The 17,945-nt window shown below is 57.8% G+C and carries 12 protein-coding genes; 1 reads left to right on the forward strand and 11 read right to left on the reverse strand.

Annotated elements, in window-relative coordinates:
• Positions 1-26: 26 nt before the first annotated feature.
• The 10 genes from PI87_RS12385 to PI87_RS12430 form a co-directional block, all read right to left on the reverse strand.
• Positions 27-1,154 carry a hypothetical protein gene (locus PI87_RS12385; protein ID WP_157003118.1) on the reverse strand — a complete coding sequence of 376 codons (1,128 nt, stop codon included), beginning with the start codon at positions 1,152-1,154 and terminating at the stop codon, positions 27-29.
• A gap of 439 nt (positions 1,155-1,593) precedes the next feature.
• Complete coding sequence (locus tag PI87_RS12390; RefSeq protein ID WP_039598003.1) at positions 1,594-2,967, reverse strand: hypothetical protein; 1,374 nt, start codon at positions 2,965-2,967, stop codon at positions 1,594-1,596.
• Between the two features lie 124 nt (positions 2,968-3,091).
• A complete protein-coding gene (locus PI87_RS12395; RefSeq protein WP_039598004.1) occupies positions 3,092-3,586 on the reverse strand; it encodes a hypothetical protein in 495 nt (164 codons plus the stop codon).
• Positions 3,583-5,184, reverse strand: a complete 1,602-nt coding sequence (locus tag PI87_RS12400; RefSeq protein ID WP_157003119.1) for an LVIVD repeat-containing protein — start codon at positions 5,182-5,184, stop codon at positions 3,583-3,585. The genes PI87_RS12395 and PI87_RS12400 overlap by 4 nt, the downstream gene beginning before the upstream one ends.
• 1,088 nt (positions 5,185-6,272) lie before the next feature.
• The gene (locus PI87_RS12405) at positions 6,273-7,046 is read right to left on the reverse strand and encodes an enoyl-CoA hydratase (RefSeq protein ID WP_039598005.1); all 774 of its coding nucleotides are present in this window, start codon (positions 7,044-7,046) and stop codon (positions 6,273-6,275) included.
• A 67-nt stretch (positions 7,047-7,113) separates the two neighbouring features.
• Complete coding sequence (locus tag PI87_RS12410) at positions 7,114-8,310, reverse strand: acetyl-CoA C-acyltransferase (protein WP_039598006.1); 1,197 nt, start codon at positions 8,308-8,310, stop codon at positions 7,114-7,116.
• Positions 8,311-8,332: 22 nt separating this feature from the next.
• A complete protein-coding gene (locus PI87_RS12415; RefSeq protein WP_039598007.1) occupies positions 8,333-9,091 on the reverse strand; it encodes an SDR family NAD(P)-dependent oxidoreductase in 759 nt (252 codons plus the stop codon).
• Positions 9,092-9,116: 25 nt separating this feature from the next.
• Positions 9,117-10,487 (reverse strand): MFS transporter, encoded by a 1,371-nt coding sequence (locus tag PI87_RS12420; RefSeq protein WP_039598151.1) that lies wholly within the window; start codon positions 10,485-10,487, stop codon positions 9,117-9,119.
• Between the two features lie 60 nt (positions 10,488-10,547).
• Positions 10,548-11,270 carry a nitroreductase gene (locus PI87_RS12425; protein ID WP_039598008.1) on the reverse strand — a complete coding sequence of 241 codons (723 nt, stop codon included), beginning with the start codon at positions 11,268-11,270 and terminating at the stop codon, positions 10,548-10,550.
• Positions 11,271-11,713: 443 nt separating this feature from the next.
• Positions 11,714-12,010 carry a hypothetical protein gene (locus PI87_RS12430; RefSeq protein WP_039598009.1) on the reverse strand — a complete coding sequence of 99 codons (297 nt, stop codon included), beginning with the start codon at positions 12,008-12,010 and terminating at the stop codon, positions 11,714-11,716.
• Between the two features lie 347 nt (positions 12,011-12,357).
• On the opposite strand from PI87_RS12430, the gene PI87_RS12435 reads away from it, so the two are divergent.
• Entirely contained in the window at positions 12,358-14,013 is a 1,656-nt protein-coding gene (locus PI87_RS12435; protein WP_039598010.1) for an acyl-CoA synthetase, read from the forward strand.
• 220 nt (positions 14,014-14,233) lie between these two features.
• On the opposite strand, the gene PI87_RS12440 is transcribed toward PI87_RS12435, so the two are convergent.
• Positions 14,234-17,818 carry an indolepyruvate ferredoxin oxidoreductase family protein gene (locus tag PI87_RS12440; RefSeq protein WP_052321506.1) on the reverse strand — a complete coding sequence of 1,195 codons (3,585 nt, stop codon included), beginning with the start codon at positions 17,816-17,818 and terminating at the stop codon, positions 14,234-14,236.
• Positions 17,819-17,945: the final 127 nt, after the last annotated feature.

Consider the following 17,945-nt stretch of genomic DNA (forward strand, 5'->3'; position numbering starts at 1 on the left):
GTCAAGGTGATGGAGCAGGGGCACGACTACTGCCCTGGCGCGAGTGGCAGGGACAGAATCCATAAGCCCATCGTCGTGAACACCACCATGAGCGCAAGAACCGGAAGCTGCCCCAGTAATGCACGGGATTGGCTAGCGACACTGCGCACCGCCTCGATGTGGGCAAGGATCACGCCGGCGATGTGGCCCAGTAAAATGATCGCGACTTGCGTGTGCCATATCGTTCCGAGATCGAACATGATTGGCGGCACATCAATCTTAGCGGTCCCAAATAAATTCCAGCCAGCACCAAAAGGATCGGAGATCAACCGCACGATCTGACCGCCTTGCGAGAAGACCATCGTGAAGTAGTGCGCCACATGGTAGACCAGCGCAATGGGCACAAGGGAAGGCGCCAGACGTAGCGTCATTTCCCGCACACTAAACGTTGGGCCGGCAATTCGCGCCACGAGACCAACAACGCCCATGAAGACCAGCAGATAGATGAAAGGCGAAAAGAAAAGCATCGCCCTTTGCCAGAGCAGGTACGCGTTGGCAGAAATGAGCAATTGCTCCCGGGCGGACGCGTGCACCAATCCGGCTATATAGGGATTGATCTTCGCCCAGAAGAAACTCACCCACGGAACGGTTTCATGCAAGCCATCGAATCCCGTGGATGAAAGCATGAAAAGGATGAATACGACGTGAGACGTATCCTCCGCCTTCTCTCGTATGAGGCTCAGCATCGGACGACGAAGGCTGACCTTTACCGCGAAGCTGCCGGCCGACGAATCCTCCTCCCATGCTATTGGCGCGAACTTACCAATCAATTGGAGCATCACACCAAAAAACTCGCCGTGGCGAAGCCACTCTTCTTTTCCAAACAACCACGCGCCGCCGACGTTGATGATGGCATAGACCGTCAGCACCCATGACAAACCAAATGGCGATATCTGCGAAAAAAGCTCGATATAAATCAACGCCATGTACATGATAAGGGCGGGCCAGTACTTCCCTCTTGTGGGCAGAGCGAGCACCCCTCCAAAAGACCGCCCGACCATGAACTCAACGAGATCAACCAGAACCTTCCAAGGATTGATCACAGCGTAGAAGTTGCCGAAGATCGCCACCGTATAGGGGAGCATGACCACACAGATGACCCAGAAGAAGGTCATGCTGAAGTTCTCGTAGTTGCTTTGCGCTCCGGCTAGACCACTTGCAATGCAGAGCAGAAGCAACGCCAAGCTCAGAGCACGCCCCCCCTGCATCACGCGCCCATCTCTGAGTCGGCATAGCGTGCTAGTCCGCTCCGTGCCCAGATTGCTCACCTTGCTTGACGTCGCAAACAAGGCGAGAAGCGCAAACGAAATCACAATGCTGAGTGAAGCACCCCATGCATACATTGCAAAAGGTATGGGGAGTGTGTAGGACACCGAAAAGAAGTGGGCGTTGGCCGAGGGCACCCAAAGGTACCCCAAAGCCAACGACGCAAGGAACCTAGCAGCTCGGCGCGCAAAACTCGAGGAACTGCTCAGGCTGATAGCACTTCGGAGTCCACCCAACTTGCCAGCTCCTTCTCGCAACTGGAGCCCTCACAGGGTCCAGGTATATGGGTTATTGATCGACGGCAGCTACCATGTCGACGAGCCGCCATTCGGAACCGACACGTTCGGCAATCCAACCGACTGTGTCATAAGGCGTGTGCTTCAGCCGCGCGATCGCAATCACTCTAGGTCTAGTGGCATCGTCGCTGGGAATAGTGCGAACAATGTATGGCAATAGCGGCGAAACATACTTCCCCTTGGCGACAAGCGGAACAAATGCGTCTACCGGGGAGCTCGGGCTTACGTAACCATCACCTTTCGCGGTGATCGCACGGACTTTCGCTAGCTGCTTTGCTGAAAAAGGCCGCGGCGCGTGTGCAAGAGACTCTACGGAACCGTGATCACGCATCTTCCAAAGCTTCATCAGGGCAACGAGATCAGCCCTTTCACGCGCGGCCTGCAGGTCGGTTGACTTCTTGCCCCCAGCATTCGTACCAAACGCACTCATTTCGCCAACGACCGTCTCGACGGGCTCGTTGCTCAGCCAGCGCGCAAGTAATCGATCGAAGAATTCCTTTGTGCCGGGAGGTGCGTCATGCTGCTGGGAGGCGAACTGTGTCAGCTGCGGCATCGCATGGTCGAAGGGCTCGAGCGATCCAGCGCTTGGCCCATCCGGCAAACTGATGCCAGCCAGAAAATCTGTCGACTCAAATCCCTGCTCACGGAACCACTTCCGCTTCTCGGTCTTAGTGCGCGCAATGGCGAAGCGCTTGACCTTGTCGACAAGATCAGCCCACTGCGCAGCCGTTCGTGCTTGCCCTTGTATCACGGGGTACTTCAGTAGTTCCGTATATGTGGCATTCGCCATGGCGACCACATCATCGGGTGCGACGAAGGTTACGTTTGCGCCATGGGCCCCTGCCCCCGCCCTTTCCGGCGGCCCAGACGCCAGTGTCGGGTCACAATGAAGCGACGCCGCGAGGACTGGTATGCTCGGCTCACCGGCATGGGACCACGAATCTTGCAGAGGGTGCAACGCTGCACCCAACAAGCCAAGATATTGCGCCTCCTGGCTCGTCGCGCGGCCAACAGTGTCGTCCAGAACGTGGCGCGCAGCCGGGCTGCCCGGCACTACGATGCGATCCCTTGGAAGTGCCGGCAGTGCTTGTGCGGAAGGATAGTGTCGCGCCTGGATCGCTCGTGCTGCATCGGGATAGTGTCCGATACACGCGTACTCAAGCACTACCTCAAGCGTGCTTGGCATACCTGAATCGACACGATTGTCACCTAGTGCAATCGCTTCGGCTTGCCAGTCGGTGTAGCCGGCCTTATGAGCAAGCCATTTGACAAGACCATAGTGCACGTCCGCTTCGTAAGCTCTCGCTGGCGAAAGGAGCGCGCACGCTCCCCAGAACGCCGCGCAGGTCATCAAGGCCTTCAGCATACGTCGGACACGGTCGCGGCCACGCGGTGAGTGTCCTGTTGTGACAAGAGAATGCGTCAGCATTGTTGTTACGTCTCAATAATCCTACAGCCATCGAACGATGACCGTGCAATACCATGAAGCCTCAATGATTCTTGCCAGCAAGCTGTGCGTCTGCGCTCCGCACCTCAACGGCAGCCAGTTCGAAATGAGATCCATCGGTTCCGTGGAAGTGCAACGGGAACCGCCCCGAGTAGATGGCACGCATGGCAATCGTGACGGTCCCGCCAGCCTGAATCGGCGTGATGTCTGACAGTCCATGGACACCGACCGCCCCAGCTCGTGCGCTTGAAACAGTGAATCGAATGACTTCACCCTGCGCCGCCTTGACGGAGCGGAAATCTGCAGCAGAATCGGATGGTACCGAGGGAACTTGGACCACCATCGCATGATCGGCGGCCTCACTTTCCGCCACTTTTGCCGAGGCTGGAATCGGCACGCAGAACGACCGGGCCAGCCCTTCCGGACTCAAGCGTGAGTCCCTCGTGCTGGCCCCAATGGATGCGTGCGACAGCACCCAGCCCAGCGTCGCCAGGAAAAGTGCGGCGCACGTGATCCTGGCTAGGCTGTTTCGTTTCATAGTTGTTTGTCAGCAGGCGTTGTCGATCCAGTGAACGGCCACACCGAGTGCGCAAACTTCAATGACAACACCCCAATTCCACCGCATGCGCTGTAGAGTCTGCCCGTCAACGCATCTAGCGTGGAGATAGCGCCACACCACGGTATCGGCTTGCCGGGACCTGTTACAGAAGGTGGGTTGTAGTACGCAATTTCCTTCAAGTTGGCCGGATCTCGGATGTCGAACACTCGGATCCCCGATAGGAAGTGCGAGCAAACAAGCGTCGTTGCCTCATCGCGATTGTCGACGCTGCACATATGGGAGTCATACGCCAATCCGTAGCCTGAGTCGATCTCGCCCTCGACCAAAGAGCAGTTCTTCGGGTCGTTGGCTTCCAGCACAATCTTCTTAACCAGGGCAGGGTTGCTTTCGTCGTCAAGGTTATAAATTCTGGCAATCCCGAAGGGAGTCAAACCAGCGGCACAGGCCTGCTTCTTCCCCTTTGGGCCCAGTCCCCCAGTCCCCGATTCTCCGGTACTGAGAAGATAGCGATGACCCTTGACCGTAAACGGGATCGTCATCTGTTCGGCCTCGTTATCGTGATAATTCTCTTCATGAATGAGCCGCATTTTTGCGTTCGGGGTGCGGGCTTGGATCTCACTTGTATCGACGACAAGGAACCCGTTATGCCACTCTCCTGTTTGAGGCACCATTGCATCACTGCGAAACGCGATCGCGCCGGTGGTGAAATATGTGCGGGTGCCGTCGTTGCTGACTGAAAGCCCATGCACCACACCCTGCCCGGTCAAAGGATCCTTGAGGCCCGTTGCCGATGGCGGCACGAATGAACTTAACAATACGGGCTTAGTGGGATCGGTGATATCGACGGCGTGATAAGCGTTGTGCGGAAAGTCCCCGATGTAGTAGGTAAGTCCATCCTGAGAGATGGCGCCCTCATGTCCGAATACGGCATCGCTCGCCGGCCAGGGCCCCACACCTGGCCAAGGGAGCGAATCGGCCGTATTGAACATAAGTTCCGTGGTTGTCAGCAACTGTGGGAATCGGCAATCGGTCCCAACATCGTAGACATCGAATCCGTGCGACTCGCTTGTGGTACCGGGGCTAGCGTTGTAGTGTGCTGCAATCAGCAAGCCCCGGCCGGTATGCGTGCGTAGCCCCTCCCCAGGGCTCGTCATGGCCGGGCTCGAGAGCACGGCCGTCTGCACCAGTTGGTCGGGATTTGTCATATCCACCACCATGGTGTTTGAACTGCCAAGCGAAGTGACACCCCCGGCATAACCGCACACATGCCCGCTGCGATCGCGTACGGACACAAACTGGCGATATCCATTATCCGGGGCTGGGACATTGGACGCCTTCGTGAGATTGCACGTGTAGCCCTGGAATCCCGCCGCGCGCTCCGACATCGGGACTTGCCCTTGCAACCCCTTTTCCGGGGTATCGCCGGCACCACATGTCGCTAAGGGTACCGATAGAGATGAGGTAGTAGTCGGCGCAGTGGCTGCCTGAGTCGGTGGGTCATCTCCCCCTCCACATGCCGCCTGTGCCAATGCAAGGCAGCACAGCATCACGCGCGCTGAGATAACTCGTTTGTTCATCGTACGTCTCCACATTTCCTGCTGGTCGAAGTGAAATCGAGCGTTGGAGGGTCTTAACGACCTCAAGCGATTCACTTCTGCTTCGGAACACCACTGACCAACGATTGGTCCGTAGTGGGTCATGCATGAATTGCGAACCTGCGTTCTAGCAGGCTTGCTTACTGGCCGAAATCATGCAGCGGCCCTAGCCAAAGGCTGTGAGCGGCTCTATCGGCGCCGGCTGTGGTCGAGGTCTAGCATGATGTGGTCTCCTGATCTTATGGACGTCGATGACGTGCAGTTTTGTCGATGGTTGGACTGCACCAACACGCTACCGCCCGGAGCCTCACGGGATTGTCACTTTCAAGACTTTTGGGCACGCCGGATCGTCATGCTTGGGACCTCTCCGCAGAAGGGGGTACTTCGCTAGTTTTGAGAGTTGGTCCGGGGGATGAGTCTGAGAGGCGGAATATGCGAACAGGCGCCAAGGAGCTCGACAACCGGAGCACCACGAGGTGCTCGGATACGGTGGCAATAGTGGGACCGCGTCGATTCAGCAGTCACCAATGCCAACGTAAGATGCGCTGATGGCAAGCTAGGGATTGCACGAGCAACAAAGAAATTGGAGTGACGCAGGCTAAGCTCAGCGAGCGCAGTAGACGGAAGATCGCACTCGTGCTGGGTGAGTTCGATCGCAGGAGCTACGCGCTGGAATTCAGACAGAAGAACGCCGCCGTCTCGCTCAGTTGCAGCCCTTGCTCCGGCAAGGACACCGACGACGCAACAGCTTGCTCCATCGGCGCAGCGTTCAGCTGTGTCGCGCCGCCCATCTACGAGACGACCTGGTTCACTTGTCCAACGCTACGACTCTGCTCAGAAGATGCCGCGGCAATCTCACTCATGATGCCGGTGACCTCCGTGAGAGCTCGTTTCACGTGCCTGCCTTGTCTACCAATTGCGAATCGGTTTGGAAACTTTTCACCGCCCAATCAGTTGCCCGATCTCCTATACCACGCTCGACGAGTGATGTACCAGCGTACGAACCTCGCTCACTACCGCAGCGAACCGTCGGGCCACATGCTGTCGGAGGTCGGGGCATTGCCCTTTCGTCAGCGATGTTTGAAACTCGGCGAGCGCTTCGATAGGAAGGCCGACATTCCCTCTTTCTGGTCCGCAAGTGCAAACGTCGAATGAAAAGCACGGCGCTCGAAGAGCAGACCTTCGCTCAAAGAGCTTTCGTATGCCCGATTGATCGACTCCTTGATCATCATGACCACAGGCAGCGAGTAGCTGGCAATGAGCTTGGCCACTTCCAGCGTTTCATCGAGCAGCTGATCGCTTGGATAGACACGCGAGACGATGCCCCATCGTTCCGCCTCGGCCGCGTCGACCATGCGCGAGGTCAAGCACAGATCCATCGCTTTGGCTTTGCCGACTAGTCGCGGTAGACGTTGCGTTCCGCCAGCGCCCGGCATCGTGCCAATCTTGATTTCGGGCTGTCCGAATCGGGCTGTGTCCGAGGCAAAGATGAGATCGCACATCATTGCCAATTCGCATCCACCACCCAGCGCATAGCCCGACACCGCAGCGAGAACAGGCTTTCTCGCCGCCCGAATCCGCTCCCAGTTTCTCGAGATGAAGTTGCCTTTGTAGACTTCTTGGAAGTCGAAATCCTTCATGTAGGCAACGTCCGCACCGGCGGCAAACGCGCGCTCATTGCCGGTCAGGACGATACAACCGATGTTCTCATCCCGCTCGTAAGCGTCGACAGCCGCGCCAATTCCGTCCATTACCTCGTCATTGAGCGCGTTCAGCGCGTCGGGTCGATTGATCTGAATCAGGCCCACCCGCTCGATTGTCTTTCGTAGAACTACGTTACTCACTTTCGGCTCCAACCAACAACTTCGTAACGCCACCGGCCCCGCGTTCGTTGCAAGGCCGGGGCTTTCTTCACAACAGTTCGATCGCCACCGCCGTTGCCTCGCCACCACCGATACAAAGGCTTGCCACGCCACGCTTCTTAGCCGTCTTCCGCAGGGCCCCAAGAAGCGTTACGAGAATCCTCGCGCCCGACGCACCAATGGGGTGACCAAGAGCACAAGCTCCGCCGTGAACGTTGACGGCTTCGGGGTCCAGCCGCAAGTCGTGCATCGCTGCCATGGCGACCACAGCAAACGCCTCGTTGATCTCCCACAGGTCGACATCCGTGGTCGACCATCCGGTCTGACCAAGCAGCTTCTGGATTGCACCCACCGGTGCAGTGGTGAAGTCCGCCGGTGCTTGCGCATGCGTTGCGTGCCCCACGATTCGTGCAAGCGGCTGAACACCCAGCTTCCGAGCAGTCGATTCCCGCGCCAGCACCAGCGCAGCGGCACCGTCAGAAATGGAACTCGAGTTCGCCGGTGTCACGGTTCCCCCCTTTTTGAAAACCGGCTTCAACGTGCGAATTTTTTCAAGATCGGCCTTCAGCGGCTGCTCATCGGTCTGCAGAGTGACCTCGCCAGTTCGAGTCTGGACCGTGGCCGGCGTTGTTTCCCACTCGAAATCGCCGCGCTCGATGGCTGCCTTCGCGCGCTGGGTCGACAGAATTGCCCATTCGTCCTGCGCTTCGCGAGAAAAGCGGTAGCGCTCCGCGCAATCCTCGGCAAAAGTGCCCATCAGCCGGCCACGTGTGTCGTCCCGATAGTGATCTTCCAGTCCATCGAAGAACATGTGGTCCAGCAGCTGCCCATGCCCGAGGCGATACCCTTTCCGCGCCTTGGGAAGCAGATAGGGCGCATTGCTCATCGACTCCATCCCACCTGCAACCATGAGGTTGCTGGTGCTAGCAGCGATGGAGTCGTGCGCGAGCATCACGGCTTTCATGCCAGATCCGCACACCTTACTGATGGTCGTACATGGAACCGATTCAGCGAGGCCGGCGTTCAAGCAAGCTTGACGTGTTGGGGCCTGGCCAACGCCGGCAGGCAGTACGCAACCCATCAGCAGTTCCTGCACCGCGCCAGCGTCCACATTTGCACGCGCAACGGCGGCGCGAATGGCGAACCCGCCAAGTTCAGGCGCGGTGAGACTTGCGAGGTCCCCTTGGAAGCCGCCGATCGGGGTGCGTGCGGCGGACAGAATGACGACTGGATCGTTCGTGCTCATATACGGTTTCCGTTCTAGTGGTTTACTTCGCCGCCATTCGAATGGCGCCATCGAGCCGGATAACTTCGCCATTCAGATAGCGATTCCCAATCACGTGCTCGACCAGACTGGCGAATTCCGTTGCCTTGCCCAAACGCGGAGGAAAGGGAACGGACCGACCCAACGCCTCCTGCACATCTGCAGGCATCTTGAGCAGCATCGGGGTTTCCATGATCCCCGGGGCGATCGTCACCACCCGGATTCCGGACCTGGCCAGTTCTCGAGCGAGCGGCAAAGTCATGGAGACAACGCCGCCTTTCGATGCTGCGTATGCAGCCTGCCCAATCTGGCCATCAAACGCGGCAACTGACGCGGTGTTGACGATCACACCTCGTTCGCCATCGTCGTCAACGGGCTGCTGTTGCATGACCTCAGCCGCCAGCCGAACCATGTTGAACGTGCCGCCCAGGTTGATGTTGAGGGTACGCAAGAAGGATCCCATTGCGTGCGGCCCCTGTTTTCCCACAACCTTCTCCGCAGGTGCGACACCAGCGCAGTTCACTAGGCCACGTAGCGTTCCCAATGCAGTGGCGGCTTTGAATACGTCTTTTGCACCGTCCTCGCTTGTCACGTCGGCGCAGACAAATGCGCAGCCGAGTTCAGCAGCCATGGCCTCGGCCGCAACCAAATCAAGGTCGACAATCACCACCTTGCCCCCCTTCTGGGAGAGCGAGCGGGCGGTTGCGGCCCCCAGTCCTGAGCCGCCGCCGGTTACCACGAATACGTTGTTACTAATCTGCATCGGTTGATTTCCTGAGAGTGATGGTTCAACTGCTTGCTGACGAACGGATGTCGGCGTGTGGGGGAAGCACAGCTGCACCATGTGTGTTGGCTGCGCAGCGGCGATGGTCAATCATCATGACGGCGATGGTGCCCAATACCCCGGCAAGGGCGATAGCCAAGAAGTTCTGCTCCAGAGGCAGCCGCATCGCTACCAGCATGCCGATCAGCACGGGGGCCGCGATCGCTCCAAGGCGACCAATGCCGGATGCAAAGCCCACGCCAGTGGAGCGAATTGCGGCAGGGTAGAACTCACCAGCGTATGCGTACGCCAGGAGCTGCGTCCCGAGGGTGCAGGCGCCGACCACGAACACGACAAGGAACAGCAGCTCTGTCGATTTCGTGTACCCCATCAGCGCTAGTGACACGGCGCCGGTTGCATAGAAGGCGACCAGCACGTGCTTGATGTTGTACCTGTCGCCCAGCCAACCTCCGCCAACGGCACCGATCACAGCGCCAATATTGAAGACGAGTACAAAGGTCAGTGCAGACCCCAGGCTGTAGCCCGACATCGCCATCAACTTCGTGAGCCAAGAGCTCAACGAGTACACCATGAACAGACCCATGAAGAACGCGACCCAGATCATGACGGTGCTGAATCCGCGTCCATCCTGAAACAGCTTGGCCACCGGCGCCTTGGTCACCATAGCCTCTTGCGGCATGACGAACCGATCTCGGCTACTGACCTGAACCTCTGGAGCGATCCTCTTGATCACTTGTACGAGTTTCTCGGTGCGGTTCCGCTGTACCAGAAACGCCAGCGAGTCGGGCATGGTAAGCAAGATGAAGGGAATGACCAGGATGGGCGTGCCGGCGATGAAAAACACCGACTGCCAGCCGTAGGTTTCAATCAGTTGCTTCCCGGTGAGCGCCACAAGGATGCCGCCGATCGAATACCCCGCGAAGACAATGGTGACGAGGCGAGCTCGGATCTTGCGTGGTGCAAACTCACCCATCTGCGCAGTCACGATGGGAAGAACCCCACCGATCCCCAGGCCCGCAAGGAAGCGAGTGACGCTGAAGCTCAATGGATCGTGCGTAAGTCCAGCCGCGGCCGTGAAGAAGCTGAACAGTGCAATGCACACGCAAATCGATACCGGCCGGCCAATCTTGTCGGCCAGTGTGCCAAGGTAGATCGCCCCGAACATCATGCCGAACAGGGCCGAGCTCGCCATGAAACCGGCCTTTGCCGCATCCACCCCCATCTGCTTCATGATCGACGGCAATGCCGCGCCCACAACGGCCAAGTCGTATCCGTCAAGAACGAGGATCAGAACACACCAGAACAGGATCAAGCTATGGAAGCGCGAGAACCTCGCGTTCTGTGCGATCGATTGAACATCAACTTCGTTACTCATGGTCTCCTCCATTTGAGAATGGATATCGTTGTGCTGCTATTGGTCCATCTGTTAGTAAAGCTAGTTGGCGTGATAAACCGTGAAGGCGGACGAAGGCGCTCTCTCTGAGACAAGCGTGTTCTCAACGCGACTCTCGTCGGCGTAGCCCAGACTCATGCCCACCAGGAACATTTCCTCTGTTGGTAAGCCAAGTTCTTGCTCGATGATCTTGTGGTACTTCATGAAGGCGGCCTGAGGGCAGGTGCTCAAACCATAAGTACGGGCGACAACCATGATGTTCTGCAGGAACATCCCGTAGTCGAGAAGGCTGCCACGCTGCATCACGCGGTCGATCGTGAAGAACAGGCCGACCGGCGCATCGAAGAACTGATAGTTCCTGCCGTGCTGCGCGTGCATCCTTGGCTTGTCTCCCTTCTCGATGCCAAGAAGGCCATAGAGCTTCCATCCGATATCACGACGCCTGTCGATGTAGGGTGACACCCACTCGCCTGGGTAGTAGTCCCATTCATCGGTATGCGCTTCCGCCAACGCAGGATCGTTATCAACTTTGGCAATTGCGGCACATACCCGATCCCGGGCGTCGCCGGTGAGCACGTGTACCTTCCAGGGTTGAATGTTCACCCCGGTTGCCGCATAGCGCGCCACATCAAGAATTGCCTTGATGATTGGGGCGGGGACGGGCTTCGGAAGAAAGGCTCGAACGCTACGTCGCGTAGCAATTGCCCATTCAACAGCAGACCGGATCGACAAAAGTTCATCCGGTGGCGGTCCAGCTCGTTCCATCTACTACCTCGCTCAACTGTCATGCGGACCTCGCGTCCACTTGAAATCAGGTTAGCGATCGTTCTCGAGCCCCAATGTCTTGCAGCCGACAATCGGTCCTCTACTTTCAGACACATTGCTTGATCCACAGTCATGCTTGAAAAGTGGCGCTCATCAAGCCGTACTAAGGTTGCTGGACGCCTGGACGTAAGGCCGCGTCTGCTTGACGCGACAAAGAACCTGGGGCAATGCTTAGAGTTGCCCGAGAAGCAACATTGATAGCGTTGCGTTCAGAAATTGGTCGCGCGCAAGCTAGTCCAACGGGAAACAGCCGCAGTTGTTCCGAGCACAGCCCCCCAAAAAAAATGCCGCAATAGCGCGGCACAAGAAGGATCCCGGTGTGGAGAGACAGCGGGGAACCGGGATCTGGATGGAGGGAGCCATCTCTGATCAAGAGGAGTGACCTACTGCGAGGTGACGCTTTTCCTCTCTAACGCAGTCAGAAGAACGTTGGTCTGCTCCAGCAGCGCCGCGTGGTATTCGGCCGGAAGCGCGATGTCGTCAGCGATTGACATCACATCTTCAATGCCTTGCCTAAGGCTCCACGCCGCCTCAGCGCGCTGCGCCACGCTCAGTTGCGGAAGCGCGGCATCGACAAACTTGTAGAGAACAGCGAGTCGTCCACCAAAGCTCGACATTGCCCGTGTGTTTAGCGTCAAAGCATCCCTGAGGTCACTCAGGTCGTCGCTAGAGATATTCATTGCTGCCCTTTCCATCAGAACGCGTAAAAGTACGTGCGAGACGTTCTTTTCTCGCATCAGAGTACGGTTACGGTGGTTGGCAGTGGCGTCTACCGACGTCTACCGATTACCTGTCCGGCCAGCCATAAGACTTGAGCGCTTACAGGGACTCAGGTTAGAGGGCGATGCTGCGTTCCAATGTCTTGCAGCCGACAATCGCTTCTCTCCTGAATGATTTTCTGCCAAACCGTAGGAATGTCTCGGGGATGACATTCCCCCTGTTGGGTCAAAGCTAGATTGTGGTGCGGCCTGAGGAATGGGGAACCCCTCAGGACCAAGCATTCATAACCCGACGTGGAGACATTGCTATGACCGGAAACATCTATCAGAGCGGGCTTGGCCGTACCCCTGCGAACCACCTTCCGCTGACACCGCTCCACTTCCTCGACAGGTGTGCAGAGCAATACCCTGACCACATCGCGATCATTCACGGTCCGTTGCGGCAAACGTGGAAACAAACGCGAGAACGCTGCCTACGGTTGGCCAGTGCCCTCGTCAAGCGAGGGATCAAGCGCGGAGATACGGTTTCCATTCTCGCGCCCAACACTCCGGCCATGGTCGAGGCACATCACGGTATTCCCCTGTCCGGCGCGGTGCTTAACGCGATCAACTGTCGATTGGATGCCGACGGCGTCAGGTTCATCCTGCGTCACGGGGAATGCAAGGTTCTCTTGGTCGACAGGGAATTCTCATCGCTTGCAGCGAAAGCGCTCGAGCAGATTGAAAACAAGCCGTTGGTCATTGACATCGCCGACATCGAAGCATCCAGCGGTGATCTGATCGGCGAGATGGAGTACGAAGCCTTTCTCGCCGAGGGTGACACTGATTTTCCAGGCGTGTGGCCGGAGGACGAATGGGATGCGATCGCCCTGAACTACACGTCCGGAACGACCTCAGACCCGAAAGGCGTTGTGCCGAGTCACCGGGGTACCTATCTGATGAGCATGCTTCAGTTGATGGATTGGGGCATGCCCCGTCGACCGGTGTATCTGTGGACGCTTCCCCTGTTCCACGCGAACGGCTGGTGCTTCGCATGGGCGATCTCCGCCGCTGCCGGCACACACGTCTGCCTGCGAAGAGTGACCGCCGCGAATATCTTTAGCGCCATCGAGCAGCACGGCGTGGATCACTTCTGCGCAGCGCCGATCGTATTGGCATCACTCGCCAGCTCTTCTGATGCTGAGCGTTGCCAACTGCAGAAGACCGTCCGAGTTAGGACGGCTGGCTCGCCTCCGCCAGCAGCAGTATTGAAGGCTGTCATCGAGATGGGCTTCGAAGTCGAGCACGTCTACGGCATCACAGAAGCATCCGGCACCCCGGTGAGCAGCTTCATCAATCCCGCTTGGAGCGATAAGCCGATGGATGAGAAAGCACGCCTCATGGCCCGCCAGGGCAACCGGGCTTCCGGCTTGGAGGGGCTTCGTGTTGCTGACCCGGTCACTTGCGAGCCTGTACCTTGGGATGGAACAACCCAGGGAGAGCTCTTGCTCCGAGGCAACATCGTGATGAAGGGATACCTGAAAAATCCCGAAGCCACTGCCAGCGCGTTTATAGGAGGCTGGTTCCACACCGGTGACATCGCTGTGATGCATCCGGACGGCTATATCCAGATTACAGACCGGTCCAAGGACGTCATCATCTCTGGTGGCGAGAACATTTCCTCTGTTGAGGTCGAGGACGTACTTCATCGACATCCGGCTGTCCTGATCGCCGCAGTGGTCGCCCAGCCGGACCCAAAGTGGGGTGAATCGCCCTGCGCGTTCATTGAATTGAAGCCAGGCGTGACGGCCCCGGACCAAACTGAAATCATCAGCTTCTGTCGTGAACGACTGGCCCACTACAAGTGCCCCGTCAGGGTCATCTACGGAACACTACCAAAGACGGGAACGGGGAAAATCCAAAAATTCAGACTGCGGGAGGTGGCGGGAAGCCGCGAGGCTATTACGGACCTGTCGAACGTCTAGGCCATTGGCGCCACCGGCGCCCCGAACGATTGCGGCTTCCGGGCTTGCCCGACACCTGTGGCGTGTCGGGCATTTTCTCGCTTCGGTCCGTGACGGCACTGCGATTCGCGTGGCATGCGTGTTCTGCGACAACCTTCCAGCGTGGGTGCGAGGCTTGCTGGTTATGTGTGCCACGTATTCGTGAACTGCAAGGCCACCACTATAGATGCACTTGCCAGTCTTACGCACTCGCGACAGAGTGCTCTGTCGTACGGTACGCGTGCAACAGCCGCTCCCTCTTCTGCGCTGCAGCCACGATATTCCGCTCTTTCACGTGACCGAAGCCCCGGATCTCGTCCGCTAAACCAGCTAGCTCCAGAGCCAGTGGAAGACGTCCGGCATCGAGTGTTGCGCAAAGCTCGTCGACCAACGCGATGTAGTCGACGATCAGTTGCCTCTCACCACGCCGTTCAGCCGTCTTGCCGAAGACGTCCAGCGCGGTTCCTCGAAGCCACTTCATTCGGGCAAGCAAGCGAAAAATCGGCAACACCCATGGACCAAAGCGCCGTTTCGTGAGATGCCCCCGCTCGTCGCGTCTCGTAAGCAGCGGTGGGGCAAGGTAGAAGCTGAGTTTGTAGTCTCGGCCCGGCTCCCCCTCGAATTGCTCACGCAGTTTCTCGCGATAAGCTGGCTCCGCGTAAAGTCGGGCGACTTCGTATTCGTCCTTATATGCCATGAGCTTCGCCAAATTGATTGCCACCGCTCGCGTAAGCGGTAGCTTCGTATCTGCAGCGAGCTCTGACTCCCTCAATCGAATACGGTCGACCACCCGACGGTAAGTCAGCGCGTAGGCTTCGTTCTGGTATGTAGTCAACAATGATTCGCGCGTTGCGATCAGCTTATCGAGCGATTCTGGCATCCGCATAACGACCGCTTGCTGCGTGACAGGGCGCTTAGTGAGGTCCATAGCTACGGCGTCGCCATGATGAGCGACATAGCGACCCCAATTGAACGCTTGCTGATTTTTCTCGACCGATACACCGTTGAGCTCGATGGCGCGCAGTAAGCTCGAGAGTTCCAGTGGCAACCACCCCTTCTGCCATGAGAAGCCCAACAGCAGAGGGTTGCTGTAGATCGTGTCGCCCAGGATGCTCAATGCCAGTGCGTTCGCATCGATGCACGTGCATCCATCGCCTATGCTGTTGCGCAGTTCCGCTTCAATCTGCACAGCCGGATAGGTCCACTTCGGATTCTTGACGAAGTCTGCCGTTGGCGTCGCCCCGCTATTGATGGTGGCGAACGTCACACCAGACCGCGTGCGAGACAGCACCTCGCTTGACGCCGAAACGATCGCATCGCAACCGATTACGAGCCGGGCCTCTCCCATCGCAATGCGTGTTGCATGCAGTGCATCGGGTGTAGCCGCGACCTGCACATGGCTGAGAACAGCACCGCCCTTTTGCGCGAGCCCGGCCATGTCGAGCACGATAACGCCCTTGCGCTCGATATGCGCCGCCATGCCGAGCAGGGCTCCAACGGTCACGACGCCCGTACCGCCGACACCGGCAATGAGAATGCCATATGGTTTTTCGAGAGCTGGCAACGATGGTAGAGGTAGGGCGTCGAAATCAGGCTTGTCCGTGCCGCCGCCGCGTAGCACCTGGGGCTTGCGCGGCTGCGCGCCTTCAGCAACCACGAAGCTCGGACAAAAACCCTTCACGCATGAGAAGTCCTTGTTGCACGATGACTGGTTAATCTTTCGTTTTGTGCCCAGCGGAGTGTCCAGTGGCTCGACGGACAAGCAATTCGATTGCACCGAGCAGTCGCCGCAGCCCTCGCAAACCGCGTCGTTGATGAAGGCACGGCGTGCCGGGTCGGGATACGAACCACGCTTTCGACGACGTCGCTTTTCCGTCGCGCAGGTCTGATCGTAAATCAGTACGGTAGTGCCCGGTATGTCGCGTAGTGCACGTTGAACAGTGTCCAACTGGTCGCGATGATGAACGTCGACACCCTGCGGAAGTACGAGGCGCGCATGATATTTTTTGGGCTCATCTGTCACGATGACGATGCGCTTCACGCCTTCCGAATGAACTTGATGTGCGATTTGAGGCACGCTCAGTGTGCCATCGACGGGCTGGCCGCCTGTCATGGCAACTGCGTCGTTATAAAGAATTTTGTAGGTGACGTTCGCGTTCGCGGCAACTGCCGCGCGAATGGCAAGCAGACCCGAATGGAAGTAAGTTCCATCTCCTAAGTTCACAAAGACATGCTTTTCCCTGGTGAAGTGCATCTGGCCTATCCAGGCTGTGCCCTCCCCCCCCATCTGGCTAAATGTCTGTGTACTCCGATCCATCCACATTGCCATGTAGTGACAGCCGATGCCAGCCATCGCGCGGGAACCTTCTGGCACGCGCGTCGATGTGTTGTGGGGGCAGCCGGAGCAAAACCATGGCTTGCGCTCAACCGAGAGTCGCGGCCTCGCCGCCTCGCGTTCCTTGGCTTCGACAAGGCTAATCCGGGCCGTAACGCGATTGCGTATCTGCTCGGGCAGATCGAATTTTTGTAGTCGCTTGGCAATAGCCTTGGCGATCAACGCAGGGGAAAGCTCGTAGTGGGCCGGCAACAGCCACTCGCCCTGAGGGAGGGCCCATTCACCGCCTTGGTTATCGCGCTCGTCAAATTTGCCGTAGATCTTCGGACGCACGTCCTCGCGCCAGTTGTACAACTCTTCCTTGAGTGCATACTCAAGAATTTGGCGTTTTTCCTCCACGACAAGGATCTCTTCCAGACCAGTGGCGAAGGTCCTTGCATGCTGTGCGTCCAATGGCCACACACATCCGACTTTGAGTAGGCGAATGCCTAACTGTCGGCAAGTATCCTCGTCGAGCCCAAGGTCGATCAATGCCTGACGCACGTCAAGGTAGGCCTTGCCGGCAGCCATAATGCCGAATCGCGCACGCTCCGAATCAATAACGATGCGGTTCAAATTGTTTGCCCGAACATACGCGAGTGCCGCGTATAGCTTGTGGTCAAGCAGACGCGCCTCTTGCTCAAGGGGCGCGTCGGGCCAACGAATGCCCAGGCCGTCGGCCGGCATGGCGAAATCACTTGGGATGATCGGTCGAACACGGTCGGGATCGATCTCTACCGACGCAGTGGACTCGACGATGTCAGTTACGCACTTCATAGCCACCCACAGGCCCGTGTAGCGGCTCATAGCCCAGCCGTGCAAGCCGTAATCCAGATATTCCTGAACGTTTGAAGGGTAAAGCACGGGAATGCCCGCCGAAAGCAAAACGTGCTCTGACTGGTGTGCGACGGAAGATGACTTCGCCGCATGGTCGTCGCCAGCCAGTACGAGCACGCCACCGTGCTTAGCGGAACCCGCCGAATTGGCGTGTTTAAGAACGTCCATGGATCGGTCCACCCCTGGGCCTTTTCCGTACCACATCGCAAAGACGCCATCGCGGGTCGCTCCAGGGAACAAGTTCAGCTGTTGCGTACCCCACACAGACGTCGCAGCGAGATCTTCGTTAATGCCAGGCTGGAACACGACATCGCTATCCGCTAGATGCTTCTTCGCCTTCCAGAGCGCCATATCGAGCGATCCGAGCGGAGACCCTCGGTAGCCGGAAATGAAGCCCGCCGTATTCAGTCCGGTCAAAAGGTCACGTTCTTTCTGCAAGAGGGGCAAACGGACCAGCGCTTGCGTCCCACTCATGTACACCCGTCCTCTCGAGAGGGTGTACTTGTCGTCTACCGTGACCGCAGCAGGGCTTTCGGCGCGTACTTGATCTGCACCGTGGGATAGTGGACCGTTCACAGATTGTCTCCGGCGAGAAGCTCACGCGGTGAGCTCTCTCTTGTAGGGTTCTAAGAGGAGTCTAGGGAAGCGCCCCACTATCGTAAAATCACACTTTCAGACACCAGATATCTGATATTCAGATATC

Source organism: Ralstonia sp. A12, assembly GCF_000801955.1.
GTDB lineage: Bacteria > Pseudomonadota > Gammaproteobacteria > Burkholderiales > Burkholderiaceae > Ralstonia.